The organism is Arthrobacter sp. NPDC056493 (assembly GCF_042795115.1).
Lineage (GTDB): Bacteria > Actinomycetota > Actinomycetes > Actinomycetales > Micrococcaceae > Arthrobacter.
In genome coordinates this window covers 16,889-42,336 of sequence record NZ_JBHTSL010000050.1, presented here as the reverse complement: position 1 = coordinate 42,336, position 25,448 = coordinate 16,889, and the positions used below count along the sequence as shown (strand labels likewise).

Annotated in this window: 22 protein-coding genes; 2 read left to right on the top strand and 20 right to left on the bottom strand. The window is 66.9% G+C overall.

Features of this window, described 5'->3' with window-relative positions; translation table 11 throughout:
- Window positions 1-61 precede the first annotated feature (61 nt).
- The 18 genes from ACFQ50_RS18145 to ACFQ50_RS18060 form a co-directional block, all read right to left on the bottom strand.
- Window positions 62-799 carry a polyprenol monophosphomannose synthase gene (locus tag ACFQ50_RS18145; protein WP_377997033.1) on the bottom strand — a complete coding sequence of 246 codons (738 nt, stop codon included), beginning with the start codon at window positions 797-799 and terminating at the stop codon, window positions 62-64.
- A 491-nt stretch (window positions 800-1,290) separates the two neighbouring features.
- Window positions 1,291-2,952 carry an amidohydrolase gene (locus tag ACFQ50_RS18140; protein WP_377997032.1) on the bottom strand — a complete coding sequence of 554 codons (1,662 nt, stop codon included), beginning with the start codon at window positions 2,950-2,952 and terminating at the stop codon, window positions 1,291-1,293.
- A 78-nt stretch (window positions 2,953-3,030) separates the two neighbouring features.
- Window positions 3,031-5,925, bottom strand: coding sequence for a DEAD/DEAH box helicase (locus ACFQ50_RS18135; RefSeq protein WP_377997031.1), 2,895 nt, complete (start codon window positions 5,923-5,925; stop codon window positions 3,031-3,033).
- A 24-nt stretch (window positions 5,926-5,949) separates the two neighbouring features.
- Window positions 5,950-6,744, bottom strand: a complete 795-nt coding sequence (gene tatC, locus ACFQ50_RS18130) for a twin-arginine translocase subunit TatC (protein WP_377997035.1) — start codon at window positions 6,742-6,744, stop codon at window positions 5,950-5,952.
- Window positions 6,745-6,792: 48 nt separating this feature from the next.
- Window positions 6,793-7,062 carry a Sec-independent protein translocase subunit TatA gene (gene tatA, locus ACFQ50_RS18125; protein WP_377951068.1) on the bottom strand — a complete coding sequence of 90 codons (270 nt, stop codon included), beginning with the start codon at window positions 7,060-7,062 and terminating at the stop codon, window positions 6,793-6,795.
- 35 nt (window positions 7,063-7,097) lie between these two features.
- Entirely contained in the window at window positions 7,098-7,466 is a 369-nt protein-coding gene (locus tag ACFQ50_RS18120; RefSeq protein ID WP_377997030.1) for a hypothetical protein, read from the bottom strand.
- A 26-nt stretch (window positions 7,467-7,492) separates the two neighbouring features.
- Entirely contained in the window at window positions 7,493-9,526 is a 2,034-nt protein-coding gene (locus ACFQ50_RS18115) for a helix-turn-helix transcriptional regulator (RefSeq protein ID WP_377997029.1), read from the bottom strand.
- A gap of 202 nt (window positions 9,527-9,728) precedes the next feature.
- Entirely contained in the window at window positions 9,729-10,124 is a 396-nt protein-coding gene (locus ACFQ50_RS18110) for an FKBP-type peptidyl-prolyl cis-trans isomerase (protein WP_307102959.1), read from the bottom strand.
- Between the two features lie 51 nt (window positions 10,125-10,175).
- A complete protein-coding gene (locus ACFQ50_RS18105) occupies window positions 10,176-11,105 on the bottom strand; it encodes an FKBP-type peptidyl-prolyl cis-trans isomerase (RefSeq protein ID WP_377997028.1) in 930 nt (309 codons plus the stop codon).
- Window positions 11,106-11,218: 113 nt separating this feature from the next.
- Entirely contained in the window at window positions 11,219-12,583 is a 1,365-nt protein-coding gene (gene pafA, locus ACFQ50_RS18100) for a Pup--protein ligase (RefSeq protein WP_377997027.1), read from the bottom strand.
- Window position 12,584: 1 nt separating this feature from the next.
- Complete coding sequence (gene prcA, locus ACFQ50_RS18095; protein ID WP_377997026.1) at window positions 12,585-13,292, bottom strand: proteasome subunit alpha; 708 nt, start codon at window positions 13,290-13,292, stop codon at window positions 12,585-12,587.
- A 1-nt stretch (window position 13,293) separates the two neighbouring features.
- Window positions 13,294-14,115 (bottom strand): proteasome subunit beta, encoded by an 822-nt coding sequence (gene prcB, locus ACFQ50_RS18090; protein ID WP_377997025.1) that lies wholly within the window; start codon window positions 14,113-14,115, stop codon window positions 13,294-13,296.
- Between the two features lie 84 nt (window positions 14,116-14,199).
- Window positions 14,200-14,400 carry a ubiquitin-like protein Pup gene (locus tag ACFQ50_RS18085; RefSeq protein WP_331568735.1) on the bottom strand — a complete coding sequence of 67 codons (201 nt, stop codon included), beginning with the start codon at window positions 14,398-14,400 and terminating at the stop codon, window positions 14,200-14,202.
- Window positions 14,401-14,485: 85 nt separating this feature from the next.
- Window positions 14,486-16,105 (bottom strand): depupylase/deamidase Dop, encoded by a 1,620-nt coding sequence (gene dop, locus ACFQ50_RS18080; protein WP_377997034.1) that lies wholly within the window; start codon window positions 16,103-16,105, stop codon window positions 14,486-14,488.
- Between the two features lie 50 nt (window positions 16,106-16,155).
- The gene (gene arc, locus ACFQ50_RS18075) at window positions 16,156-17,901 is read right to left on the bottom strand and encodes a proteasome ATPase (RefSeq protein ID WP_377997024.1); all 1,746 of its coding nucleotides are present in this window, start codon (window positions 17,899-17,901) and stop codon (window positions 16,156-16,158) included.
- An 81-nt stretch (window positions 17,902-17,982) separates the two neighbouring features.
- Complete coding sequence (locus ACFQ50_RS18070) at window positions 17,983-19,050, bottom strand: tRNA (adenine-N1)-methyltransferase (protein WP_377997023.1); 1,068 nt, start codon at window positions 19,048-19,050, stop codon at window positions 17,983-17,985.
- Between the two features lie 130 nt (window positions 19,051-19,180).
- A complete protein-coding gene (locus tag ACFQ50_RS18065) occupies window positions 19,181-20,347 on the bottom strand; it encodes a site-2 protease family protein (RefSeq protein WP_377997022.1) in 1,167 nt (388 codons plus the stop codon).
- 12 nt (window positions 20,348-20,359) lie between these two features.
- Window positions 20,360-21,088 carry an HAD family hydrolase gene (locus ACFQ50_RS18060; protein ID WP_377997021.1) on the bottom strand — a complete coding sequence of 243 codons (729 nt, stop codon included), beginning with the start codon at window positions 21,086-21,088 and terminating at the stop codon, window positions 20,360-20,362.
- 163 nt (window positions 21,089-21,251) lie between these two features.
- Between ACFQ50_RS18060 and ACFQ50_RS18055 the strand changes: the two genes are divergently transcribed.
- Entirely contained in the window at window positions 21,252-22,157 is a 906-nt protein-coding gene (locus tag ACFQ50_RS18055; RefSeq protein WP_377997020.1) for a PAC2 family protein, read from the top strand.
- A 96-nt stretch (window positions 22,158-22,253) separates the two neighbouring features.
- Here ACFQ50_RS18055 and mshC read toward each other — a convergent pair whose 3' ends face one another.
- A complete protein-coding gene (mshC, locus tag ACFQ50_RS18050) occupies window positions 22,254-23,561 on the bottom strand; it encodes a cysteine--1-D-myo-inosityl 2-amino-2-deoxy-alpha-D-glucopyranoside ligase (RefSeq protein WP_377997019.1) in 1,308 nt (435 codons plus the stop codon).
- 15 nt (window positions 23,562-23,576) lie between these two features.
- Window positions 23,577-24,407 carry an undecaprenyl-diphosphate phosphatase gene (locus tag ACFQ50_RS18045; protein ID WP_377997018.1) on the bottom strand — a complete coding sequence of 277 codons (831 nt, stop codon included), beginning with the start codon at window positions 24,405-24,407 and terminating at the stop codon, window positions 23,577-23,579.
- A gap of 50 nt (window positions 24,408-24,457) precedes the next feature.
- Between ACFQ50_RS18045 and ACFQ50_RS18040 the strand changes: the two genes are divergently transcribed.
- Window positions 24,458-25,396, top strand: a complete 939-nt coding sequence (locus ACFQ50_RS18040) for an aldo/keto reductase (protein ID WP_377997017.1) — start codon at window positions 24,458-24,460, stop codon at window positions 25,394-25,396.
- Window positions 25,397-25,448: the final 52 nt, after the last annotated feature.

The window sequence follows — 25,448 nt, the reverse complement described above, 5'->3', positions numbered from 1 at the left end:
GTTCCGCTGCATCCATGGATGCAGCGGAACCGGCCTTTCGTGTTTTCGGCTTTATGTCCCGCTAGACGCGGGAGCTCCTGCCGGTCAGCTTCTTCCAGCGGGCGGTGAGGCCCCACTTCGTCACGTTAATCATGGCCTCCACCACGATGTTGCCGCTCATCTTGGAAGCCCCTAGTTCGCGCTCCACGAAGGTGATGGGCCGCTCCACGATGTTCAGCCCCATCTTCGCGACGCGCCATGCAAGGTCCACCTGGAAGCCGTAACCCACGGAATCGACCTGGTCCAGGTTCAGCTTCTCCAGCGTCGTCCGCCGGAACGCGCGATAACCGCCGGTCACGTCCTTGATCTTGAGGCCGAGCATGATGCGCGCGTACGTGCTTCCGGTCCGGGAAATCGCCTGCCGGTACAGTGGCCAGTTCACGACGCTTCCGCCCTTCACCCAGCGGGAACCCATGGCGAGGTCTGCGCCCTGGTCCACGGCCTCCAGGAGGGAGGGCAGCTGCTCGGGCTGGTGCGATCCGTCGGCGTCCATTTCCACCAGGACGTCGTAGCCCGCGTCCAGGCCCCACCTGAAGCCCGCGATGTAGGCGGCACCCAGGCCTTCCTTGCCCTTCCGGTGCAGGACGTGGACCTGGCTGTCCCCGGCAGCAATGCTGTCCGCCAGCTGCCCGGTGCCGTCAGGGCTGTTGTCGTCCACAACGAGGACGTCTGAAGCCGGCACGGCGGCGCGGAGGCGTCCCAGAGTCTTGGGAAGCGACTCCAGCTCGTTGTATGTGGGGATGATGGTGAGGACACGCACAGGGAGGCCTTTCCTGGATGGGAGCGGTCAGCACGCGGGAGCCTGACGAGAACGCCGGCTCGCAAAGCGCAACTCCCTATTATACGGGGCCCGCGGAGCGCTTGCGTCCGCGCAGCTTCCTCTCCGCGCAGCAGGCGGCGCGGACCCCAGTGCCGGGTCGGGCTGTGTTGCCCGGCGGCAGAGGCGGTGCCGGGGCCGCACATTTCCGTTCGCGCCTGGCTGGCGGCAAGCGGTGGCCGGGATCCGGCTCCGCCACGGGCGGGTCCACGCGCCACGGGCCAGTTCCTGATGCCGCGATAAGCGGATGGAGGAACTGTTTTCTGCTGCGCTTTGGACCCGCCCCCGGAAGCTCAATGCTACGGACTGGCTGGGGGCTGTCAACAGCCCCCTGACCTGCCCGTTCACGTATCGTCGCAGGTCAGGGGCGTGTTTTCGCACTTAATCCCGGCATGGCCGGGCGCTATGTGTCGCCGAATTAAGCCTGTTGAAGGTCAGGCCCGGAGGGCATCTGCGGAGAACAGCTCCAGCCCGTTCCTCACGGTCTGCAGGCACCGGGGATCATTGCCGGTGTCCAGCGCGGGCAGCAGCGGCGTGCGGGCTCGGGGGTCCGTGCTCCAGGACTGGACCCTGTTGTCGGCCACCTGGACCATGAGCTCATCCACCTCCCAGACGGCGAAGGTTGCGGGTGCGCCCGGTACCAGCTGGCCCGCCATGGGGTTTTCGTAGCGGGCGGCGCGCCAGCCGGCCCGCGTGTGTCCGAGGAATGCTGCGCGGGCAGAGATCCGCTGGTCAATATTGTGGTGCTCTAGGCACGCCCGCACGCTGGACCAGGGACGGAGCGGCGTCACCGGGCTGTCGCTGCCGAAACAGATGGGCACGCCGGCCGAATAGAACGAGGCAAACGGGTTCATGCCCCGGCTGCGGGAACCGAGGCGCTGCTCGTACAGCCGGCCCGGGCCGCCCCACGCGGCGTCGAACGCAGGCTGCGCGCTGACCGTCACTGAGTACTTCGCCAAGCGGGCGATGGCCTCGGCGTCGGCCATTTCTACGTGCTCCAAGCGGTGCCCGGCGGCCCGGACCCGCTGCTCCCCCACCTCAGCGGCCGCTTCCTCGAGGGCCTGCAGGGCCGCATCGAGGCCGGCGTCGCCAATGACGTGGAATCCGCCCTGGATGCCCAGCTCGGAGCACGCTGCCAGATGCGCGGCTGCCTCGGCTACGGAAAGATAGGCAGTGCCGGTTTCCCCCGGGGCATCCGCATAGGGTTCCCGCAGGGACGCCGTGCGCGAGCCGATCGATCCGTCAATGTTCAGGTCCCCGGCAAATCCGCGGACGCGGACCCCTAGCTCTGCGAGCAGCGCCTCGGCATCGGCGGCCGTCGGCGTCAATTGCCCCCAGTACGGCAACACCTCCGGCGCGGGGCGGGAGCCTGCCGCGTCATTCCATCCGGCGGCCAGCCGGAGGTCGTCGACGCTGCTGATTTTCGGGGCGCCCATTTCGGCCAGCGCCACATATCCGTTGGCCGCAGCCTCATCCAGCGCACGCCTCTGGTATTCCTTGAGCGCTCCGGCCGGCAGCCGGCGGGTGGCCTGCCGGGCAGCAGTGTGAGCCTGGCGCCTGACATGGCCGCCAGGCGCGTAGCCGTCCAGCTCCGCCAGCCCGGCACTGGCCACGAGTGACGGCGATACGAGGGCTGAATGCACATCAACCCGGGAAAGATATACCGGACGGCCGGCGGCTGCCCGCTCCAGCTCTCCGGCGTCCGGGAGCGTGGGATCGTCCCAGAGCGACTCATCCCAGCCGTGCCCCAGCACCGGGCCGCCTCCGCCCGAGGCCGCGACGGCGTCCAGCAGCTCGCGCGCCGACCGGACACCGCCCAGCTGCAGCGAGTCCAAGGCGATGCCGGTCTCGGTCAGGTGGGCGTGGGAATCAACAAAACCCGGGGCCACGAGGGCGCCGCGAAGGTCGATGACGTCCATGGAGCTGTCGGCGATCGAGGTGGCAGCCTGTTCCGAGCCAACCCACGCGATCGTGTCGCCGTCCACGAGCATGGCCGTGGCGAAGGGATCAGCCGCGGTGTAGACGGAACCGTTGCGGTACAGCGTGACCTTTGACGGTCGGGTTCCTTCCTGCGGGCGGGCGGGGGCATCGGCCATGGAGGCGCTCCTTGGAGATTTCAAACGGGGTATTGGGTACTGACATGTTCAATGCGGAGGGGCGTGGACGACAGGCGGTCAGCCCACGGTGGAGTAGGCGACGACGCCCCGCCTGATCAGCCTGATGGCTTCGGCGCAGAGCCGGGCCAGCCGGGGGTCCAGGCCGGGAATCTTGGCCAGCTGGTGCAGCAGGTCGATCACCTGCTTCACCCAGCGGACAAAGTCGCCAGCCGCAAGATCGGAACCGCTGAGCACCTCCTGCAGATGCCGGCCGCGGGCCCACTTGTACATGGGCCAGACCAGACCCAGCTCAGGCTCGCCGGTGAGCGGGAGCTTGTTCTGTTCCTCCACGTCCTCCAGTGCCGACCACTCGCGGACCACGATATCCACGGCGGTCTCCAGCGAAACGCTGGGCATGCGGGGCCGCAGGCCGCGGTCCTCCCGTTTGGCCTGGTACACCAGCACGCTGGCGAACGACGCCACCTCCACCGCATCCAGGTCATCGAAGGCGCCTTGCCGCAGGGCCTGCGAAATCAGCAGATCCTTCTCGCCGTAGATCCGGCGCAGCCGCTGGCCGTCGGTGCTGATGCGGTGCTGCCCGTCCTCCGTGGATTCAAGGTAGCCATAGGCCGAAAGGACATCGCAGACCCGGTCGAAGGTCTTGGCAATGGTGTTGGTGCGGCCCTGGATCTGGCGGACCAGACCATCGGTTTCCTTGCGGAGCTTCCACCAGCGTTCGGACCACCGGGCGTGGTCCTCGCGTTCGCTGCAGCCGTGGCAGGGGTGGGCTCGCAGGTCACGCCGCAGGTCGGCGATTTTCTTCTCCTGGTTTTGCGAGGCAGAGCCCAGCCCGAAGTCGTTGTTGCGGCTGCTTCCCCGCGCCGGCGGCCGGTTCTCCCGCAGTGCGTTCCGGACGGACGAAGCCAGGTCCCGCCGCGACTTGGGGACCTTGGCGTTGAAGGACTTGGGGATCCTGATCCGGGTCAGCGGCGCAATGGGCCCCTCAAGGTCGTCGACGCCTATCCGGCGCAGCTGGCTTTCCAGCGTCAGGACCGCAGGCCGGGGTTCGCGGGAGCTGTGGTCTGAGCTCAGCACCACGGCAAAACCAGGGGCCCTGCCTGCCGGGACATCCACAACGTCGCCCGGCAGGAGACGGCTCAGGGAGTCTTCGTTGAGCGACTTGCGGGCCCGTGACTTGCTGCGCGAACTGAAATTCTCGGCGTCGGAAAGTTCCCGCCGCAGCCGGGCGTACTCGGTGAAGTCGCCCAGATGGCACGTCATCGACGTGGCGTAGCCGGCCAGCGATTCCTCGCGGCCGCGGACCTGCCGGGCCAGCCCCACCACGGACCGGTCAGCCTGGAACTGGGCGAAGGAGGACTCCAGGATTTCCCGGGCCCTGGGCCGGCCGAACTGGGCGAGCAGGTTGATGCTCATGTTGTAGGTTGGCTGGAAGCTCGAATTCAGCGGATATGTCCGGCGGGAGGCCAGGCCGGCCACCGCAGCCGGATCCGTGCCCGGCTGCCACAGGACCACGGCATGGCCTTCGACGTCGATGCCGCGCCGGCCCGCCCTGCCGGTGAGCTGGGTGTACTCCCCCGCCGTGATATCCACGTGGGCTTCGCCGTTGAACTTGTCCAGCTTCTCCAGCACCACGGAACGGGCCGGCATGTTGACGCCGAGGGCCAGCGTCTCGGTGGCGAAGACCGCCTTCACCAGGCCGTCGGCAAAAAGCTTTTCAACCACTTCCTTGAACGTGGGAAGCATGCCGGCGTGGTGGGCAGCGATGCCGCGCAGGAGCCCGTCGCGCCAGGTCCAGAAGCCCAGTACTTCGAGGTCGTCGGACGGGATGTCCTGGCCCGCCTCGTCCACCCGCTGGGCGATGATGTGCTGCTCCCGCTCAGTGGTGAGCCATAGCCCGGACGCCACGCACTGGGCGACGGCGGCGTCACAGCCGGCCCGGGAGAAGATGAAAGTGATGGCGGGCAGCAGGTCCTGCCGGTCCAGGCTGGCAATGACCTGCGGCCTGCTTGCCCGCCGCACCGCGGTGCGGGTTTCCTGCTGTGGCCTGTCGCCGTAGCGCTGGCGCTGCTGCCGCCGCTGGCTCCGGCCGCCGTGGCCGAAGCGGCCCTGGAAATTGAGCTGGCTTTCTGACCTGGAGAGCGTCAGCAGCTCCGGGTTGACCTCGAAGCCCCGCTGGACGGCGTCCACCGGCGAAGGCGCAGATGGCACCGCCGAGGCCGTGGCGGAGTTGCCGGCCGGGGCGATTTCGTCGAAGGTGGTCTCGCCCGCGAACAGATCCACGATGTCCCTGCCCACCATGACGTGCTGCCAGAGCGGGACGGGACGGTGTTCGGAGACGATGACATCCGTGTCGCCGCGCACGGTGTCCAGCCAGGCGCCGAACTCCTCTGCGTTGGAGACTGTGGCGCTGAGGGACGCGACCTGCACCTCGCTGGGCAGGTGGATGATGACTTCCTCCCAGACTGCACCGCGGAAGCGGTCGGCCAGGTAGTGGACCTCGTCCATGACCACAAAACCCAGGTCGAACAGGGTGTCGGAGTCGGCGTAGAGCATGTTGCGCAGGACCTCGGTGGTCATGACCACCACGGGCGCGTCGCCGTTGATGCTGGTGTCGCCGGTCAGGAGTCCGACGTTCTGCTCGCCGTACTTCTCCGTCAACTCGGTGAATTTCTGGTTGCTGAGCGCCTTGATGGGCGTGGTGTAGAAGGCCTTCAGCCCGCGCTGAAGCGCCAGGTACACGGCGAACTCGCCCACGATGGTCTTACCGGCGCCGGTGGGCGCGGCCACCAGGACCCCGCGGCCCTCCTGGAGGGATTTGCACGCCTGGCGCTGGAAGTCATCCAGTTCAAAGCTCAGTGTGCGGGCGAATGCGCCCAGGTGGGTCTTTGCTTCCACGGCCCGTTCGGCGCTGGCGCGGTACCGTTCGGAGGGCGACGGAGTGGTGGTGGACATGCCTCAAGCCTAATGGGGGCGTAGCTAGAGATTCTTCAGCTCACTGCCCGGAGTCGCGATATCGGCTGTGGCCTCGGTCTCAGCGGCCCGCTTCTCTGCCCGGCGCGCACGGCGGCGGTCGTTCAGCACGCACAGGCCGATGGCCGCAAAGAAGAGCACCAGCATGGGAGTGGCGAGGTAGAACATGCTCATGGCGTCAGCGCCGGGGGCCGCCATGGCGGCAAACAGGCAGACGAGGAACACCGTGACGCGCCAGCTCTTGAGGAGCTGGTCCCCCCGCAGGAGCCCGGCGAGGTTCAGCCCGACCAGGACCACCGGGAGCAGGAAGGCGATGCCGAAGGCCAGCAGCAGCCGCAAGACAAAGGACAGGTAGACCTGGGCGCTGATGAAGTTGGACCCGCCGGACGGGGTGAATTCTGTGAGGACCCGGACGGCGTTGGGCAGGACGAGCCAGGCCATCGTGACGCCGCCGACAAAGAGCGGTACGGCGGCCGCCACGAAGGACAATGCCAGCCGGCGCTCCTTCTTGTGCAGGCCTGGCACGATGAAGGCCCAGAGCTGGTACAGCCACACCGGACTGGCCAGGATGACGCCCAGGAAGACGGACACCTGGATCATGAGGTCGAACGAGCTCGCCACGCCGTCGAAGTTGAGGGACGCCTGGCGGCCCGCATTGTTGTTCAGGTCCCGGATCGGCTTGATCAGGGCAGTGAGCATGGGCTGGTAGACCATGAAACCCGCAACGGTGGCGAGCACAACGGCAATAGCGGACTTGAACAGCCTGTTCCTGAGTTCGCGCAGATGGTCCAGCAGAGCCATCCGTCCCTCAGGATTGGAGCGACGACTCATGGTTAGTGCCACGTAATCTTAGGCGCGGTTGGGGGGCGGAACGTCGTTTCCGTCGGCAGGACGGTTTTCCGTCGTGGCGGAACGCGGGTGGTTGACGACGGTGCCTTCAACAGGATCGGAGCCGTCCTTGGCTTCCGGGGCGCCGTCCTTCTTCATCTCGCGGACCTCCGACTTGAAAATGCGCATCGACTGGCCGAGGCTCCGGGCCATGCCGGGGAGCTTCGGTGCAGCGAAGAGCACCAAAGCCAGGACGATGATGATGATGAGATGCCAGCCTTCAAGCCTCATGGTGGGTGTTCCTTTCGTTTAGTAACATCCTACGTTTATCTGAATTCGATGTCGCGCAGCGACTGGGGCTGGCCCCGTTCGGCCTTCCGGCGGACCCGGCGCTGACGCCGGGCCTCCCTGCGGGCCTCTTTGGATGCGTGGTAATCATGGCGCATCTGGTGCGGCGAGGCAAAAGGGGCCGTTCCCGGTGCAACCCCGACGACGGCGGAATGAGTCGCCGCCTCATGGGCGCCTGCGAACGCTGCAGCGGAAACCGGAAGGCTGGTGAGCTTGTCCCCCGCTTCACCGAGCTCCTTGACCGTCGCCATGAACTGGCGGAACAGGCGGACACCCATGAGCACGAAGAACAACAGGGACAGCGACACAAGTGCCACCCAAATAAGGATCCAGGACCACCAAGGCATGCTGAGTAGTCTAGCTGGCGTATTGGCTAGCCGTTGTACAGCGCCAGGGCCGCCTCGATCCAGTCCCGCGAGGCACGGGCCAGCCCCTCAGGTTCCAGGATCCGTGCCGTTCCGCCGTGCTGGGCAACAAACATGGGCAGCCATGCCGTATTGCCGAACCGGATATCCGCCACCAGGCCGCCGTCGGGCAGCGGTGCCGTCCGCTCGGCATAGTAGTCGTCCGCGAGCCCGGCACCGCGGGCGGTGAGCTGGACGGTGACCAGAGTGTCGTCGTCGTTGGCGGTGAACAGCTTTGCCGGGAACCCGCCGTCGGGCTTTATTGCGGACGAGACCGGCTTGCCGGTCGGGGTGAGGTCCTCGATCCGGTCCAGCCGGAAATTCCGGAGCCCGGCCGCCGAATGGCAGTAGGCCTCGAAGTACCACGTGTTGTCCATGGAATAGAGGCGGAGCGGATCCACGTCCCGCTCCGAATAGGTGTCCTTCTGCGCGGAAAGGTAGACGAGGTGCAGCTGGGACCCGGATTCAATCGCGTCGCGGATGACCTCGAGGTTGGCCGAGTTGGCAGGTCCCACCTCCGGCCCGGACAGGGCAGCGGCACGGAGCCCCTCCTCCCCCGCAGCAGCCATCAGCTTGAGCGTCACCGAGTCCAGGGCACTTCCCTCAGCCAGTTCCGGGAGGCCGTTCAGGGTCTCGAGGCCCGTGAGCAGGGCGCAGGCCTCGTCCACGGTGAAACGGACCGGCCGGTTCAGCTCCATGGACTGGCTGATGAAAACGTGGCCTTCCTCCCACTGGATGTCCAGCAGCTCGTCCGGGTACCCCTGCGGGAGGCCGGAACAGATCAGGATCAGCAGATCGCCCTCCAGCTCCTGCCGGGTCACCCCGAACCGGTCGGCGACCTCCTCGATGGGCAGGCCCTGGTTGCGGACCAGGAACGGCACCAGCTGCAGCATCCGCTTGAGCTGGTCCTCCGAGGTACGTTTCCGGGTCCGCTTTCCCGTCCCTGCATGCGCAAACGAATAGCGCGGCACCGGAGCGTCAACGAAGGCGGCGGCAGAAGCCAGGCGGCGCTGCACGGCAGCGGAAAGCTCCGCGGGGCCCACCACCCTGACGTTCGGCCCGTAGGAGGCGAGTTCCTCCCCGAGCACCTCGGCGTCACGGTAGGGAACGGTGAGCCGGTCCCAGCCGGCGTCGGCCTCCGCGGCCGTGTCTTCTTCCGAGTCCGTGGCCGGATCCGAGCCGGCGGACGTAGGGTCGGCCGTAGCGGCCCCGGCGGCGCGCTTGCGCAGCCCCAGCAGCTTGCCGCTGCGGACGTCCACGACGGCGGTGCTGAGCGGAAGCTCCGGCAGGCTGTTCAGCTCGGCACGGACGTTGAAGCCGGCGGGCGGCGTGAAGGGCTCCCTGTCCAGAATGGTGACGGCCGACGTGAAGCGTGACAGCCGGAAGAAGCGTTTGGCGCCGCGGCTCCGGTCGAACCCGACGAGGTACCACTGGCCGAAGCGGCTGCCCAGGCCCCACGGTTCAACGGTGCGTTCCTCTTCCCGGCCCGTGCTGCCGGCGAGGTAGTGGAAGCGGACGGCGTGCTCGGCGTGCATGGCGGCCACGAGGTCCTCAAACGCCTGGCCGGCGGGCTTGATGCGCGGCTGCACGCCGGCGGGAAGTTCGACGTCGGCCAGGCCGCCCGCCGCCTGGAGCTTGCGGAGTGCGTTGCCCGCGGCCGTGCCCAGTGCCGCCTGCTCCCAGAGCTGGGAAGCCAGCAGCAGGACTGTCCACTCGTCCGGGCTCAGCTCCACGTCCGGCAGGCGGTTGGATTCCTTGCCGATCCGGTACCGGGTGGTGCCGGGATCGTCCGAACTCCAGCCCAGGTCCGTGACCGTCTCGACGTCGAAACCGAAGTCGCGAAGGTCGTTCTTGTCACGTTCGAACATCCGGCCGAAGGCCGCGTCGCTGGCCGCACCGCCCGCGTAGATCTTTTCCCGCAGCTCACTGCGGCGCAGGCCGTACCGCGAGTTCAGCAGTGCGATCAGGAGGTTCAGCAGGCGTTCAGTACGTTGGGCGGACACCCTCGTTACGTTACTAAAGCCGTTCCGGCAAAAACGCGAAAGCGCGGCAACAATCCGGAAAATGCTTCCGATTGTTACCGCGCTTGCGCAGTTTTAGTGGCCGGGGCAGCCGGTGGTGGGCCCACGCCGGCGAGGGCCCCAGCCCGAGCTTGCGAGGGCAGGGAGCCGGTGCGGACTTGCGAGGGCAGGGAGCCGGTGGGGACTAGCGGACGCCCACCAGGTCCACGACGAAGATGAGTGCCTCGTTCGGGCCGATGGCCCCACCGGCACCGCGTGAGCCGTAGGCCAGCTCCGAGGGGATCTCCAGGCGGCGGCGTCCGCCCACCTTCATGCCGAGCAGCCCCTGGTCCCAGCCCTGGATGACCTGGCCGACGCCGACCCGGAAGTCCAGCGGTGCGCCGCGGCCCCAGGAGGCGTCGAACTCTTCGCCGGTGGACCAGGCCACGCCGACGTAGTGCGTGGACACGGTGTCGCCGGCCTTGGCCTCGGGGCCGTCGCCCTCAATGATGTCCGTGATAACGAGTTCCGTGGGCACCGGGCCTTCGGGGAAGTCGATTTCCGGCTTTTCGCGGTCGAGCTTGCGCTGGCCAAATGACATGGTTGCTCCTTCTGCTGGTGGAAACTCTGCTTTTGTGCGAATCAGGGGTTGTTACTTGGCGCCGAGGATGTCGACGACGAACACGAGGTCGCCCTTGGCGTCACCCTGGCCGGAGTCGCCATAAGCGAGGTCCTTGGGGATTACGAGCAGGACGCGCGATCCGACGGTCTTGCCCGTCAGGCCCTGGGTCCAGCCCTTGATGACCTGGTTCAGCGCGAACGATGCCGGCTCCTTGCGGTCAAAGCTGGAGTCGAACTTCTTGCCGCTGGCAAGGGCCACGCCGACGTAGTTGACGGTCAGGGTGTTGGTCGCCTTGACGGCGGCACCCTTGCCCTTAATCAGGTCCTGGGCAATGAGCTTCTTGGGGGCTGCAACGCCCTTCACCGAGATCTCCGGGATGCCGTCCTTCTCGGTGACGGTCGGCAGGCCTGCCGGCGGAGTGACGGGATCGCCTTCGGGCTTGTCCAGGGCCTTGGGTGCATCCTTGGCCGAAAGCACCTTGATGATCAGGAGCTGGGACGGCTGGGCGGCGGCACCTTGGGTGGCGGCTTGCCCCGGAGCGACCAGGGCGAGCTGGGAGCCCACCTTGGCGCCCACGAATGCGTTGTAAATTATGGGACTGCTGGTTTTGACTTCATCGCTCAGCTCGAAGGACTGTGGGTCCTTGGCGAAGCCGTCGTCGATGGTGGAGCCGTCCTTGGCATTTATTCTCAGAACCGAGATCTCGGCGATCTGGTTGGCCTTCACACGGTCGCCGCTGCCTTCGGTGACAACCTTGACGGTGGGTTCGGTAACCTCGAGGGGCTTGGTGAACTCGACGCCCGGGGCTTTCTTGTCCCCCTTGTCCGTCAGCTTGAGCGAGTCGAGCTTGGCGGTCTCACCCGCGGACTGGCTGGTCGGTTCCGGGGCTGCCGGCTCCTGGCCACCACAGGCGGTCAGCAGAAGCAGCGCGGGAAGAAGGATTGCTAGTAGTCGGCGCACGTAAGAACTTTCGTCGGGGCAAGATGGATGCCCTGCCGGTGGCGGTGCTGCACACGGCAAGGCAGTCAGGGCCGCAGAACGGCCTCTTCCAGAGTAACGCGAAAAGCTGGGTATCAGCCCATAGAGTCCAGCAGGGCATCAACCCGCTCGTCAACGTTGCGGAACGGGTCTTTGCACAGAATGGTCTGGTGGGCGCGGTCGTTGAGCTTGAGATGGACCCAGTCCACCGTGTAGTCACGGCCCAATTCCTGCGCCTTGCGGACGAAGTCGCCCCGCAGTTTGGCCCGGGTGGTCTGCGGCGGCGCGTCCACGGCGTCCTTGATGGCGGTCTCGTCGGTGACGCGGCGGACAGCGCCACGGGACTGGAGCAGGTAGTACAGGCCGCGGGAGCGGGAGATGTCGTGGTAGGTGAGGTCCAGCTGCGCGATCCGCGGGGCGTCCAGGCCCAGGCCGTGGCGCCTGCGGTAGCTGTCCATCAGCTTCTTCTTGATGGCCCAGTCAATCTCGGTGTCGATGGTGCTGGCGTCGCCGCTTTCGATGGCGCGCAGCGTCCGCCCCCACAGGTCCAGGATCAGCGGGACGTGCGGATTGTGGGCGCCGTTTTCCTCGACGAAGGCAGTGACTTTGGTCAGGTACTCCTGCTGGATCTCCAGCGCGGTGAGCTGGCGGCCGTTGGCGAGCCGGACCAGTGCGCGGCCGCTCAGGTCATGGGAGATCTCCCGGATGCTGCGGATGGGGTTCTCCATCCGCATGTCCCGCATGATCACGCCTGCCTCGATCATCCGCAGGATGAGGTCTACGGTGCCCACCTTGAGTAACGCCGTGGTCTCGGACATGTTCGAGTCGCCGACGATCACATGCAGCCGGCGGTAGAACTCGGCATCGGCATGCGGCTCGTCGCGGGTGTTGATGATGGGCCGGGAACGGGTGGTGGCCGAGGACACGCCTTCCCAGATGTGGTCCGCCCGCTGTGAAAACGCGTAGGTAGCCCCGTGCGGCGTCTTCAGGATCTTGCCCGCGCCGGCGATGAGCTGGCGTGTAACGAGGAACGGAATGAGGATCTCTGCCAGCCGGGTGAATTCGCCGCGGCGGGGAATGAGATAGTTCTCGTGGCTGCCGTAGGAGTTGCCGGCGGAGTCGGTGTTGTTCTTGAACAGGTACACCGTGCCGTTGAAGCCCTCGGCCGCGAGCCGGGACTGGGCCTCGTCCACGAGGTCATCGAGGATGAGCTCCCCGGCGCGGTCGTGGGCGATCAGCTGGGCGAGGTCGTCGCATTCCGCCGTGGCGTATTCCGGGTGCGAGCCCACGTCGAGGTACAGGCGGGACCCGTTGGTGAGGAACACGTTGGAGGACCGTCCCCAGCTGACCACCTTGCGGAACAGGTAGCGGGCTACTTCCTCCGGGGCGAGGGGCCGGGAGTCCGGGCTCGAATAGGAAATCCCGAATTCGGTTTCAATGCCGAAGATCCTCTTGTCCATGTCAGCTCTCCTCAGCCAGCAGTTCCACAACGTCCTGGTCGGACAATCTGCGGAAAGCCCTCCGCGTCCCCCTGTTGCTTTCCGAACTGCGGTCCAGCACCGCCACTTCCAAGGCCTTGGCGGGCAGGTCGGCTGCCTCGTTGTCGGTCACGAGTCCCCTGGCGGCGAGCCGGATCGCCGCCGCGAACGACAGGTCGCGCTGCCAGCCGCCTTCGATCGCCCCGGACACCTTGTCCGCCTGGCCGCCCATCACAATGAAGTTATGCTCGTCCGCGATCGAGCCGTCGAACGTGAGGCGGTAGAGGTGGTCGAGGTCCTGGCTGGCCCCGACTTCGGCCACAGCCAATTCCACCTCGAACGGCTTCTGCTCCGCGGTGAAGACGGCGCCCAGGCTCTGGGCGTACACGCTTGCCAGTCCCCTGGCCGTGACGTCCTCGCGGTCGTACGAGTAGCCGCGGACGTCGGCGTAGCGCACCCCGGCCTGGCGGAGGCTCTCGAATTCGTTGTACTTCCCGACGGCGGCGAAGGCGATCTTGTCGTAGATTTCGCCGATCTTGTGCAGCGACGGTGACGGGTTCTCCGCCACCAGCGCGATCCCGTCCTCGCAGCTGACCACAATCACGGACCGGCCGCGGGCGATGCCTTTCCGTGCGAAATCCGCACGGTCCTTCATCAGCTGTTCGGGAGAGACATAGAACTGCTGTGTCATATCAGGCCTCCCGCCGGGCAGCTGCCCTGGACTCGATGATGTTTCCGGCCATGGCGGCGAGTTCCCGTTCGGAGACCCGCCGGGCTCCTGCCCGGTTGACGGCGTACACCACGGGCCACAGCTGCCGCACGGGGTCGGGGCCGCCGGTGGCGGAGTCGTCGTCGGCTGCGTCATAGAGGGATTCGACGGCCACGGCTATGGCTTCGTCCTCGGGCAGGTTGGGCCGCCAAAGCTTCTTCAGTGCGCCGCGGGCGAACATTGACCCGGAGCCTACGGCATGGTGTTCCTGTTCCTCGTAGCGGCCGCCGGTCACATCGTAGGAGAAGAGCCGCCCCGCTCCGGCGGCAGCGTCAAAGCCTGCGAACAGCGGCACCACGGCCAGGCCCTGCAGTGCCATCGGCAGGTTGCCCCGGATCATGGCGCCGAGACGGTTCGCCTTGCCCTCCAGGCTCAGCGGGGTTCCCTCGATCTTCTCGTAGTGTTCCAGCTCCACCTGGAACAGGCGGGTCAGGTCAATCGCGATGCCTGCAGTGCCGGCGATGCCGACTACTGAGTACTGGTCGGCGGGAAAGACTTTTTCGATGTGCCGGCTGGCGATGATGTTGCCCATGGTGGCCCGGCGGTCACCGGCCATGACGATGCCGCCGGCGTAGGTCATGGCCACAATGGTGGTGGCGTGGGGCACGGCGGGCGGCTGGCCGGCGGACATGCCCGTAGCCAATGGCGCGTATTGGGGAAGCAGTTCCGGACGGTCGCGTTGGAGATGCTCAGTGAACGACGACGTCGCGTGGGCGGCTACCTTGTTGGCTGTTGTCTCCTGCACTGGTGCACTCCTTCAACGTGATAATTCAGCGGCTGTCCGGTACCTCTGGCCTCCGTGCCCGGTGCGGGTGGTGTCGCTGCCGGTCTACTGGCCGCCCTTTTGCACGAATGCCCGGACGAATTCCTCCGCGTTGGACTCCAGGACGCCGTCGATCTCGTCAAGGAGATCGTCAACACCCTGCGTCGAGGCGGATGCCTGACCATCTGCGGGCGCCGGCGGTACGGGGACCTCTTCCTCGACCTCGGTGTCGCGTGGCTGCGGCTGCTGCTGCTCCTGGCCTGCCATGTCCTTCTCCTTTATCCAGTCCCCCATTTCCGGGAGGACATCTTGTATGCCCATATTGCCACGCAAAGGGGCTTTGCGGGGTGCATTATGCCGGTGGCGGAGCCGGTGCCGATCCGAGGAGTTCGGCAAGGAAAGGTCCGGCGTCACGGTGCCTCTCAAACAGCCCTCCGGTCAGTGCCTTGGTGCCGCGCAGCGGCTCCCTGGTGGGGACGCGCTGCAGCCGTCCGTAGCCCGGCACGTCGAAGATCACCGAGTCCCAACTGGCCCCCACAACGTCCTTGCTGAAGCTGCTGACGCAGCGTCCGCGGAAGTACGCCCGGGTGTCCGACGGCGGTGCCGTCACCGCGGCGGCGATGTCGGCGTCGTCCACGATCCGCTGCATCCGGTTCCGGGACAGCAGCCGGTAGTAGAGCCCCTTTTCGGGCCGGAGGTCGGCCCACTGCAGATCCACCAGGCCGAGCCGGGCGTCATTCCACTGGAGCCCGTCGCGCTGGCGGTAGCCCTCCAGGATGGACAGCTTGGCCAGCCACTCCACCGAGGTTGCGGCGGCGGCCCGGTCGCTGTCCAGCTGGGTCAGGGTGGTGGCCCACCGCTCCAGCACGGCGTGGGTGTGGCCGTCGCCGTCAACGGCGTCCCCTACCCCGGTGTCCTGTGCCAGCTTGGCGGCGGCCTCGTGGTACATCCACTGCAGATCCAGGGCCGTCACCCGGCGGCCGTCCAGCAGCCTGACCTTGGCGGCCAGGGTGGTGTCGTGGCTGATGGCCTGCAGCGCGGCCACCGGTTCGTGGACCTCGATCCGCGGTGCGAGGCCCGCCTCGATCAGGCTCAGCACCATGGCGGTGGTCCCGAACTTCAGGTAGTTCGACACCTGGCTCAGGTTGGCGTCGCCGATGATGACGTGCAGCCGCCGGTACTTGTCCGCCGTCGCGTGCGGCTCGTCGCGGGTGTTGATGATGGGACGCCGGATGGTGGTCTCAAGTCCCACCTCCGCCTCGAAGAAGTCCGCCCGCTGGCTGATCTGGTAGCCGGACCGGGAGCTGTCCTGGCCCTGGCCCACCCGCCCCGAACCGCAGATGACCTGCCGCGACACGAAGAACGGGGTCAGCCCCCGAACGATGTCGCCGAACGGCACGGACCGCGGCATGAGGTAGTTCTCGTGCGACCCGTAGGACACGGACTTGTTGTCGGTGTTGTTCTTGTAGAGGTTGACGGCGGGCAGTTCCGTGTCGCTGGCGAGCCTGCGGACCGCAGCCAGGCCTACTAGGTCCCCGGCCGCGTCCCAGGCAACCGCCGCCGCGGGGTTGGTGACCTCCGGGCTCGAGTACTCGGGGTGGGCGTGGTCCACGTAGAGCCGTGCCCCGTTGCCGAGCACCATGTTCATCAGCAGCGAGCCCGACTCGTCCTCGCCGTCGAGCTCAAGCTCTTCCCGGCCGTAGGCAAGCGCCACGGCCTCGGCGTCCAGGACCGGCGGCTGGTCCGTCAGCTGGCTCGGGTGGGCCTGGCCGCGTTCAAGCGTCCAGCCCCGGGCGTCGTGCAGCGGTTCCTCGTCCGTGTAGTCCCAGCGGGTTTCGGCGCCGCCGGCGGCCCGGAGCCGGGTGACCTGGGCGTACGCCTGGACCACCCGGGCGGACATCATGGTGGCATTGGCGCCCGGCGCGGCCGGCGCGTGAATCCCGTATTCGGTTTCGGACCCCATGACCCGCATGGCGCCGCCGGCCGGCAGGCCACCTCCCAGCGCTGATTCGGAGCCGGCCGTCACAGGTACTGGCCCGTGTTGGGCATGGTCTCGATAGACTTGCCGGGCTCCTGGCCGGCCTTGCCCTGCACGATGGTACGGATGTACGTGATGCGCTCACCCTTCTTGCCGGAGATGCGTGCCCAGTCATCCGGGTTGGTGGTGTTGGGCATGTCCTCGTGTTCGCGGAACTCATCGACGACGGCCCGCAGCAGGTGGTCGATGCGCAGGCCCTTCTGCTGGGTGGTCAGGAGGTCCTTGATGGCGTACTTCTTGGCCCGGTCCACGACGTTCTGGACCACGGCTCCGGAGTTGAAGTCCTTGAAGTACAGCATCTCGGTGTCGCCGTTGGCGTAGGTGACCTCAAGGTACTCGTTGGACTTCTCGGTGGAGTACATGGCTTCCACGGTCCGCTGGATCATGGCGTCCACCGTCTCGTGGACATCGCCGTCGTGTTCCACGAGGTCGTCCTCGTGGAACGGCAGGTCCGGGGTGATGTACTTCTTGAAGATGTCCGCCGCGGCTTCGGCGTCGGGGCGCTGGATCTTGACCTTCACGTCCAGGCGGCCGGGGCGCAGGATGGCGGGATCGATCATGTCCTCGCGGTTGGAGGCGCCGATGACAATCACGTTGTCGAGCCGCTCCACGCCGTCGATCTCGCTCAGCAGCTGCGGCACGATCGTGGTTTCGACGTCGGAGGAGATGCCCGTGCCCCGGGTGCGGAAGAGCGAGTCCATCTCGTCGAAGAAGACCACTACGGGGCTGCCGTCCGAGGCCTTTTCGCGGGCACGGGAGAAGATCAGCCGGATGTGGCGTTCGGTTTCGCCGACGTACTTGTCAAGGAGCTCGGGGCCCTTGATGTTGAGGAAGTAGCTCTTCAGGTCGATGTTTCCGCTGCGTTCCGCGGCGCGCGCGGCCAGGGAGTTTGCGACCGCCTTGGCGATGAGGGTCTTGCCGCAGCCCGGAGGGCCGTAAAGCAGGATGCCCTTGGGCGCCTTGAGTCCGTGCTCCCGGTACAGGTCCGGGTGCAGGAACGGCAGCTCGATGGCGTCCCTGATCTGTTCGATCTGCGGGCCCAGGCCGCCGATGTCCTCGTAGGTAATGTCCGGGACTTCCTCCAGGACAAGGTTCTCGACCTCGGACCGCGGCACCTTTTCGAGGGCGTACCCGGTGCGGGAATCGATGGAGAGGGCGTCGCCCACCCGCAGCTTCTCGCTTAGGAGCGGGCCGGCGAGCCGGATGACGCGCTCCTCATCGGCACGTCCCAGCACCAGGGCACGGTCCGGGCCGAGCAGTTCCTTGAGCGTGACGAGTTCGCCCGCGCGCTCGTAGCCGAGCCCGGCCACCACCAGGAGAGCCTCGTTAAGGAGGACCTCCTGGCCGGCGGCCAGCTGGTTGATGTTGACCAGGGGGCTGATGCCAACCCGCATTTTGCGCCCGGCGTTGAAGATGTCCACCGATTCCTCGGTGGCTGCCTGGCCGCTGCCGGCGGCCTGGCGCCGCGGGTTCAGCTGGAGGATGGTGCCGAAGCTGTACGGAGGCTGCCCCTCCTGGTCCAGGGCGTTCTTCAGCCGGAGTATTTCGGCCTTGGCTGTTTCCAGCATCGCCACGAGTTTGGTGTTGTTCTGCGTGGCAGCTGCCAGTTGGCGGTCGATATGCCTCAGTTTGTCCCTGAGGATATTGACCTGCCGGTCCGCGACAGACAGTTCGTTGGCGCCGGCCTGTTCAGCCGGCGTTGGCACGGAGTCATTGTTTGGCGTCTCCATGATCATCAGCCCCTTCCTGCGCTTCTCTTAAGACCATAGCCCCAAGTTGGCTGGTAGAGCCGACGACATCCGAAATACGGACTAGTTTGTGATCTCCGGGTCGTCCTTCACATTGGTGCCGGCTATCGCGTCCCGCGCGGCCCGGCGGAGCTTCTTGTCCGAGACCAGGCGTTCGCCCACAGCGCCGGGCGTCCAGGCGTTGACGTCCTCTTCGGCGAATTCGGTCTTGGAGGGGCGCCGCTTGACGGAGATGCCGGTGACGCCGTCAGCGAGCCGCCGCGTGACCAGCAGGAATCCGGTGTGGGCGACCATCCTGTGGTCGGGGCGCACGGCGAGTCCTTCAAGGTGCCAGCCGCGAACCATGGATTCCCAGGCGTCCGGTTCGGTGAAGCGGCCGTCGGCGCGGATGGCCTCAGCAGTGCGTGAGAGCTGGGTGACGGTGGCGACGTAGTTGATCCATACGCCGCCAGGTGCCAGGACGGTGGCCACGGCATCGAGGCATTCCCAGGGTGCCAGCATGTCCAGGACCACGCGGTCCACGGAGCCGGGCTCTTCGGCGCGGACCACTTCCTCCTGGAAGTCCCCGAGGGAGATCTGCCAGGCCGGGTGCGGGCCGCCGAAGATCGTCTCCACGTTGCCGCGGGCGATGGCCGCGAATTCCTCGCGGCGTTCGAAGGAGTGAAGGTAGCCCTGGTCCCCTACTGCACGCAGCAGCGAGATGGAGAGTGCGCCTGAGCCCACGCCCGCTTCCACCACGCGCGCTCCCGGGAAGATGTCAGCCATGGTGATGATCTGGCCGGCGTCCTTGGGGTAGACCACGGCAGCGCCGCGGGGCATGGACAGGACGAAGTCGGAGAGCAGGGGGCGGAGCGTCTGGTACTGCTGGCCGACGTTGTTGACCACCACCGAGCCGTCCACCTTGCCGATGATTTCATCGTGGTTGAGGAAGCCGCGGTGGGTGTGGAAGGCTCCGCCGGCCTCGAGGCTGATGGTGTTCATGCGCCCGCGCTCGTCCGTCAGCTGGACCCGTTCGCCCTCGCGGAAGGGGCCGCGCCGCCGGGCAGCACCGACCGGCTGGTCCGCGGTCCCGGCTGCAGTGCCGGAGGAAAGGCCCGTGCTGGTTCCGTTGGCGGCAGATTCGCTGCTCATGACTGTGTCCTCGCTCCTGTGAAAGCTTTCTTGGCGTGCACCGTGACGGCCCGGCGGGGCGCCGTGCGTCCGCTGCCGATTTCACGACCGGCACGTAACTCTACCGGTTCCGGCCGTGCCGGCGCGTGTTTTAGCGGGGGGCCTTGCCTGTTATGGCCGTCACCACGGTGGACTGGCGCAGCAGTCCGGTGACCCGGCCGTTGTGGTCAACCACCGCGTAGTCGTGTCCTTCGAGCTGCGCCAGGTATTGCAGCAGTTCCTGGCCCTTGGACCATTCCGGCACGTAGGCGCCGGCGCCGAGCGCGTGGGCCACCGCACCGGCGGGGGTGGTGCCGGCGACCGCTGCGGGAACCGCGGCCAGGGCCGCGGGGTCCACCACGCTGTGGGGCCTGCCATCCGGGGCGCAGAGCACGACGGCGGTCCGCCCGCCTGCCGACACGTGCAGGACGTCGCTGACGCTCCCGGTTTCGGGAAGGCCGACGGCGGGTTCGGCCAGGGCGGCGGCGCTCACCAGGTGGAGCCGGCTGCGCAGGCGGCCCTGCTGGATTGACGCTGACGCGCCCATCCATAGGAAACCGCCGACCAGGATGGTGATGAGCAGCATGCTGGTGTCCGGGACGTCCCCGCCGAGCAGTGGACGGACAACGAACCAGAGGCCGAGGGCGATGACGATGATGCGGCCGCCCCAGCCCGCCGCGACGGTGCCCTTGGCGTGGCTTCCGGTGGCCTTCCAGACCGCGGATTCCACCAGGCGGCCGCCGTCCAGCGGCAGCCCGGGCAGCACGTTGAAGATGCCGATCACGAGGTTGGCCCAGAAGAAGATGTTCAGGAGGGTGTCCGCCACGCCGGACATTCCGCCCGAGGAGATCACCAGCCAGGCCGCCCCGGCGAGCACAAAGTTGGCGGCGGGACCGGCCATGGCCACGAGCACTGACCGTCCGGGGGTGGCGGTGAAGCTTTCGAACTGGGTGTGGCCGCCCCAAAGGTTGAGCACAATTTTCTCGCTGGGCCAGCCATAGATCTTGGCCGTCAGCGCGTGCGCGAGCTCATGGACGAGCACCGACAGCAGGAGCAGCAGCGCGTAGGCGAAGGCCACCCAGTACGCCCCGATGCCCAGTGAGGGCGTGCCATGCTGCAGCACCGGTCCGTACACGATCACCGTGAAGCCGGCGATGATGAACCAGGAGTAGGCCAGGATGATGGGAATGCCGGCGATCCTGCCGAGCGGGATGCCCTCCCGGCGGCTGGGCGGCTGTACGTTCGGGGGCTGCTGACCGGATCCCGCGGGATCAGACACGTTCCAGTCTCCTTAGTTGACGTTCTCGAAAGCTGCCGCGGGTTCGCGCGAACCAAGGCGGAGCCTGACCAGCTCCTCGAGTTCGGACACCGAGCGGTCCGCGAGCGTATCCCAGGTGGTCCTCCGGGCGTCGTCAGGCAGCGGCACCAGGTGCGGAACGGCAACCGTCACGGCGCCAGATGCCACGGCCGCAGCAGCACCGGGGGCTGAGTCCTCAAGGGCTATGCAGTGGTCAGCGGTGAGCTGCGGATCCTGCTGTCGCAGCAGGTCCATTGCCTTCAGGTAGGCCTCAGGGTGCGGCTTGCCGTTGGTTACGGCGTCGCCGGTAACGACGAACTCGAAGTAGGGCCGGGGAAGGCTCGCCACAATCTCGCGGGCCAGCGGTGCCTCTGACATGGTCACAAGGGCACAACGCACACCGGCGTGGAAAAGTTCGTCCAGCAGCTCCCGGGCCCCCGGACGCCACGGCACGCTCTCCCGGACCCTCGCGATGACCTGGCCCATCAGGGTGTCAATGATTTCCCGCTTCTCCAGGCGCACGCCGGCCCGCTGGAGGATGCCTGCCGAGTGAACCAGGGACTGCCCCACGAGCTGCATGGCCTGCTCGTGCGACCACGTCCCCCCGTGCGCTTCAACAAGGTTGTGTTCGGCCTCGATCCAATACGGTTCTGTGTCAACGATGGTGCCGTCCATGTCCCATAAAACGGCTTTGAGCGAGGGGTGAGCGGCGGCAGATTCCATGCTTTCCACTGTACCGGGCCGCCCGGCGGCGCCCCGCCGCGGACCCCGGGCGTACGCCGTCGGCGAATATCCGCTACCCCGCACGGCGGGGGTGAGGGGTTTGTCGGTATCTGCGGCGGTTCGTTCTATGCAACAGCAATGCTTGTGGACGTAGGGTGAAGGGATGAACAGCTTCGACGGAGACACCAACGAACCGGGCACCGCGCCTGAGACGGAGCAGCTGCTGCAGCCTGTTCCCGAAGGTCAGCGCATTACTGTGATGCTGGCTGCGTTCGAGGGATGGAATGACGCGGGGGAAGCCGCCAGTGATGCGCTCCGTTACCTGAATAAGCTCTGGGGCGGAAAGAAGGTCGCGTCGATCGACGCCGACGAGTACTACGACTTCCAGTTCACCCGGCCCACCGTCCGCCGCACTGCCTCCGGTGAACGCAAGATCAAGTGGCCGTCCACGCGCATTTACAAGGCCAGTGCCCCCGGCACCAACGTGGATGTGATTTTCATCCAGGGCACCGAACCGTCCTATAAGTGGCGCGCGTACACTGCGGAACTGCTGGTCCACGCTGAGGCGCTTCACGTGGACTACGTGGTCCTGGTGGGAGCGCTGCTGGCGGATGTGCCGCACAGCCGCCCCATTCCGGTCAGCACCTCCACTGACGATGGCGCGCTGCGGGAGCGGCTCAACCTCGAAGCCTCGCAGTATGAAGGCCCCGTGGGCATCGTCGGTGTTTTGTCGGAGGTGTCCCTGCTCGCCGGCATCCCCACCGTCTCCCTCTGGGCGGCGGTGCCGCACTACGTGGCCCAGGCGCCGTCCCCCAAGGCACAGCTGGCGCTGCTGCACCGCATCGAGGAGCTGGTCCAGGTTCCGCTGGACACCCATGAGCTGGCCGAGGAGGCCGAGGCGTGGGAGCGCGGCGTCAACGAACTGGCCACCGAGGATCCCGAAATTGCCGCGTACGTCCGGCAACTGGAGGAGGCGAAGGACACCGCTGACCTGCCCGAGGCCAGCGGCGAATCCATAGCGCGCGAGTTTGAGCGCTACCTGAAGCGGCGGGGCAAAGACAAGCCCTAGGGCTTAGTACGCCCGCGGCTCCCGCCGTTTCGACGGTTCCCTGCCCGCCAGACGTTGCGGAACGTCTAACTGGCAGGGAACCGTCGAAACGGACTATTAAAGTTCGACGCCGAGAAGTGCGTTGACGGCGTCGCGCACCAAAGCCCGGTCTGCTTCAGACGCGCTGCCTGTGTTGTTAACGGCGGCGTTGTTAAGGGCTTCCCTGTTAAGGGCAGCGTCTGCCCACCGGTCAACGGCGGTCAGGGCTGACGGGGCGTCCAGATCGTTGGCCAGCGCCTCGCGGATCTGCCCGACCAGTTCCGAGGCGGTCCCGGCCGGCGCGGCGGCCAGCGCTGAGCGCCAGCGTTCCAGGCGTGCCTTAGCCTCTTCGAAGCCGTCCGCCGTCCAGGACCAGTCGGACCGGTAGTGGTGCGCCAGGATGGCCAGCCGGATGGCCGCGGGTTCTTCGCCAGCAGCGCGCAGCTTGGAGACGAGGACCAGGTTGCCCTTGGACTTGGACATCTTTTCGCCGTCGAGGCCCACCATGCCGGCGTGCGCGAAATGCTCGGCGAGCGGAACACCGGACAGCGAGTAGGCGTGCCCGGCACCCATCTCATGGTGCGGGAAGACCAGGTCCGAGCCGCCGCCCTGCACGGTGAAGGGAGCGGGGAGATACCTCTGCGCGATGACGGTGCACTCGATGTGCCAGCCGGGGCGGCCCTCCCCCAGCTCGCCGCCGGGCCAGCTGGGCTCGCCGTCGCGGGCCACGCGCCACAGCAGCGGGTCGAGGGCCTGGCGCTTTCCTGCCCGGCCGGGGTCGCCGCCCCGTTCGGCAAACAGTTCCAGCATCTCGGCTTCCGGCAGTCCGGAGACTGCGCCGAGCGTCCAGGCGTCCACGCCGACGGCGTGTTTGCTGGCAGCCTCGACGTCGTAGTAGACGTCGCCGTCGGGCTCGCCCGGGGTGCCGCTGACGCGGTAAGCCAGTCCCTGGTGCAGGAGCCGCTCAATCGCAGGGACAATCAGCGGCATGGCTTCGACGGCGCCCACGTAATGGTCGGGGGCAATGACGTTGAGGGCTTCCATGTCAGTGCGGAAAAGCTCGATCTGGCTCTCAGCCAGCTCGCGCCAGTCGACGCCGGTAGCCTCTGCGCGCTCCAGCAGCGGGTCGTCGACGTCGGTGACGTTCTGGACGTACGCAACCTGCTGGCCGCCGTCGCGCCAGGCGCGGTTCAGAAGGTCGAACGCGACGTAGCTGGCGGCGTGACCCATGTGGGTCGCGTCATACGGGGTGATCCCGCAGACATACATCGACTTTTCGCCATCGGCGTTAAGCGTCACGGCACGGCCTGAGGTTGTGTCAAACAAGCGGAGCGCGGGCATTTCCCCCGGCAGGACAGGCACGGGGCGGGAGATCCAGGACTTCACAGACCAAGCCTAGTGCTAGGCGCTGATGACATTGAAACCGAGCAGCAGGTACAGGGCGAGGCCCAGGAAGATGCGGTACCAGACAAACAGCCGGTAGCTGCGCGTTGAGATGAACTTCAGGAACCAGCCGATGATGAAGTAGCCCACAACGAATGCGATCACCGTTGCCAGGGCCGTCTCCCCCAGGCCGTACGGGCCGGTCACACCCTCCTTGCTGACCACCTTGAACAGCTGGTACAGGCCGCTGCCGAAAACCGCAGGGATGGCGAGGAGGAATGAGTACCGGGCTGCGGCTTCGCGTGTGTAGCCCATGAGGAGACCCGCGGTGATGGTGCCGCCGGAGCGCGAAACCCCGGGAATCAGGGCCATGGCCTGGGCGAAGCCGTACAGGATGCCGTGCTTGTAGGTGAGCCGGGAGAGGTCGCGGTCCTGCTTGGCGACGGCGTCGGCAACCGCCAGGATGAGGCCGAAGACGATGAGCATGGTGGCCACGATCCAGAGGCTCCGCAGGACGGACTCGATCTGGTCCTGGAACAGCAGGCCCAGGACGATGATGGGCAGGCTGCCAAGGATCACCAGCCAGCCCATCCGGGCGTCGGGGTCCTGGCGGGAGACGCGGCCTGACAGCGATCCGAACCAGGCCTTCATGATCCGCACGATGTCACGCCAGAAGTAAACGATCACGGCCGTCTCGGTGCCCAGCTGGGTGATGGCCGTGAAGGCCGCCCCGGGGTCCTCAGTCGGCAGGAACGAGCCCACAATCCGGAGGTGGGCGCTTGATGAAATAGGGAGGAATTCGGTCAGGCCCTGCACAAGACCCAGCAGGGCCGCTTCAATCCAGTTCACGGTAAGACCCTACGTCATGATGCGGGTGGTTTCCCCGTAAGCTAGCTGCTATGCAGCAGCGTTACATCGGCAACAGCGGGCTCCGCGCCTCGTCCCTGTCCCTGGGCACCATGTCCTGGTCCCGTGAAACGGACGAGCAGGATGCCTCGGAACTGCTGCGCACCTTCGTGGACGCGGGCGGAACCCTCGTGGACACTGCGGCCTCCTACGCGGACGGCCAGGCCGAAGCCATGCTCGGGGCCATGCTGGGTGACGTCGTCTCCCGCACGGAAGTGGTCATCTGCACCAAAGCGGGCGTGTCGCCGTCGGACGGGCGGCAGCGGGTGGACGCGTCGCGGAACGCGATGCTGTCCGGCCTCGACGCAAGCCTGGCGCGGCTCGGCACCGACTACGTTGACCTCTGGCTCGCCCAGGCGTGGGACCCCAACGTCCCGCTCGAGGAAACGTTGTCCGCCCTTGACTTCGCCGTCCGCAGCGGAAGGGCACGCTACGCGGGCATCTCCAACTTCAACGGCTGGCAGACCGCCAAGGCCGCCGCGATCGCCGGGTTCCCGCTCGTGGCCAACCAGTCCGAGTATTCGCTGCTGCGGCGCAAGCCCGAAGCGGAGCTGGTGCCGGCCATCGAAGATGCGGGCTTGGGGCTGATGGCGTGGGCGCCGCTGGGCCGCGGCGTCCTTACCGGCAAGTACCGCGGTCATGTGCCCGCCGATTCCAGGGCGGCGGGCACGCGGCTGGCCACGTACGTGGAGCCCTACCTTGAGCAGCCCGCGTCGCAGGTGGTCGAGGCTGTTGCCATGGCGGCCCGCGGCCTGGGGCGATCTTCCCTGGATGTTGCGCTCAGCTGGCTGCTGTCCCGGCACGGAGTGGCCACCGCCATCGTGGGCGCACGCACGCCGGTCCAGCTCAAGGAAATCCTGGACGCCCAGCTCACGCCGCTGCCGGCGGAAATAGCACGAGCCCTCGAGGACGTCTCCAGCAGCCTGGCCTAGCCGGGCCCTCGCTCCGACCGCGCCGGATCTTATCGGGCCGGGTCTAATCGCG

Coding starts and splice junctions, on each gene's coding strand:
- ACFQ50_RS18140 (WP_377997032.1), bottom strand. CDS start 2,952: ATGGCCGATGCCCCCGCCCGCCCGCAGGAAGGAACCCGACCGTCAAAG.
- ACFQ50_RS18135 (WP_377997031.1), bottom strand. CDS start 5,925: ATGTCCACCACCACTCCGTCGCCCTCCGAACGGTACCGCGCCAGCGCC.
- tatC (WP_377997035.1), bottom strand. CDS start 6,744: ATGGCTCTGCTGGACCATCTGCGCGAACTCAGGAACAGGCTGTTCAAG.
- tatA (WP_377951068.1), bottom strand. CDS start 7,062: ATGAGGCTTGAAGGCTGGCATCTCATCATCATCATCGTCCTGGCTTTG.
- ACFQ50_RS18120 (WP_377997030.1), bottom strand. CDS start 7,466: ATGCCTTGGTGGTCCTGGATCCTTATTTGGGTGGCACTTGTGTCGCTG.
- ACFQ50_RS18110 (WP_307102959.1), bottom strand. CDS start 10,124: ATGTCATTTGGCCAGCGCAAGCTCGACCGCGAAAAGCCGGAAATCGAC.
- pafA (WP_377997027.1), bottom strand. CDS start 12,583: ATGGACAAGAGGATCTTCGGCATTGAAACCGAATTCGGGATTTCCTAT.
- prcA (WP_377997026.1), bottom strand. CDS start 13,292: ATGACACAGCAGTTCTATGTCTCTCCCGAACAGCTGATGAAGGACCGT.
- ACFQ50_RS18085 (WP_331568735.1), bottom strand. CDS start 14,400: ATGGCAGGCCAGGAGCAGCAGCAGCCGCAGCCACGCGACACCGAGGTC.
- dop (WP_377997034.1), bottom strand. CDS start 16,105: ATGCGGGTCATGGGGTCCGAAACCGAATACGGGATTCACGCGCCGGCC.
- arc (WP_377997024.1), bottom strand. CDS start 17,901: ATGGAGACGCCAAACAATGACTCCGTGCCAACGCCGGCTGAACAGGCC.
- ACFQ50_RS18070 (WP_377997023.1), bottom strand. CDS start 19,050: ATGAGCAGCGAATCTGCCGCCAACGGAACCAGCACGGGCCTTTCCTCC.
- ACFQ50_RS18060 (WP_377997021.1), bottom strand. CDS start 21,088: ATGGAATCTGCCGCCGCTCACCCCTCGCTCAAAGCCGTTTTATGGGAC.
- ACFQ50_RS18055 (WP_377997020.1), top strand. CDS start 21,252: ATGAACAGCTTCGACGGAGACACCAACGAACCGGGCACCGCGCCTGAG.
- ACFQ50_RS18040 (WP_377997017.1), top strand. CDS start 24,458: ATGCAGCAGCGTTACATCGGCAACAGCGGGCTCCGCGCCTCGTCCCTG.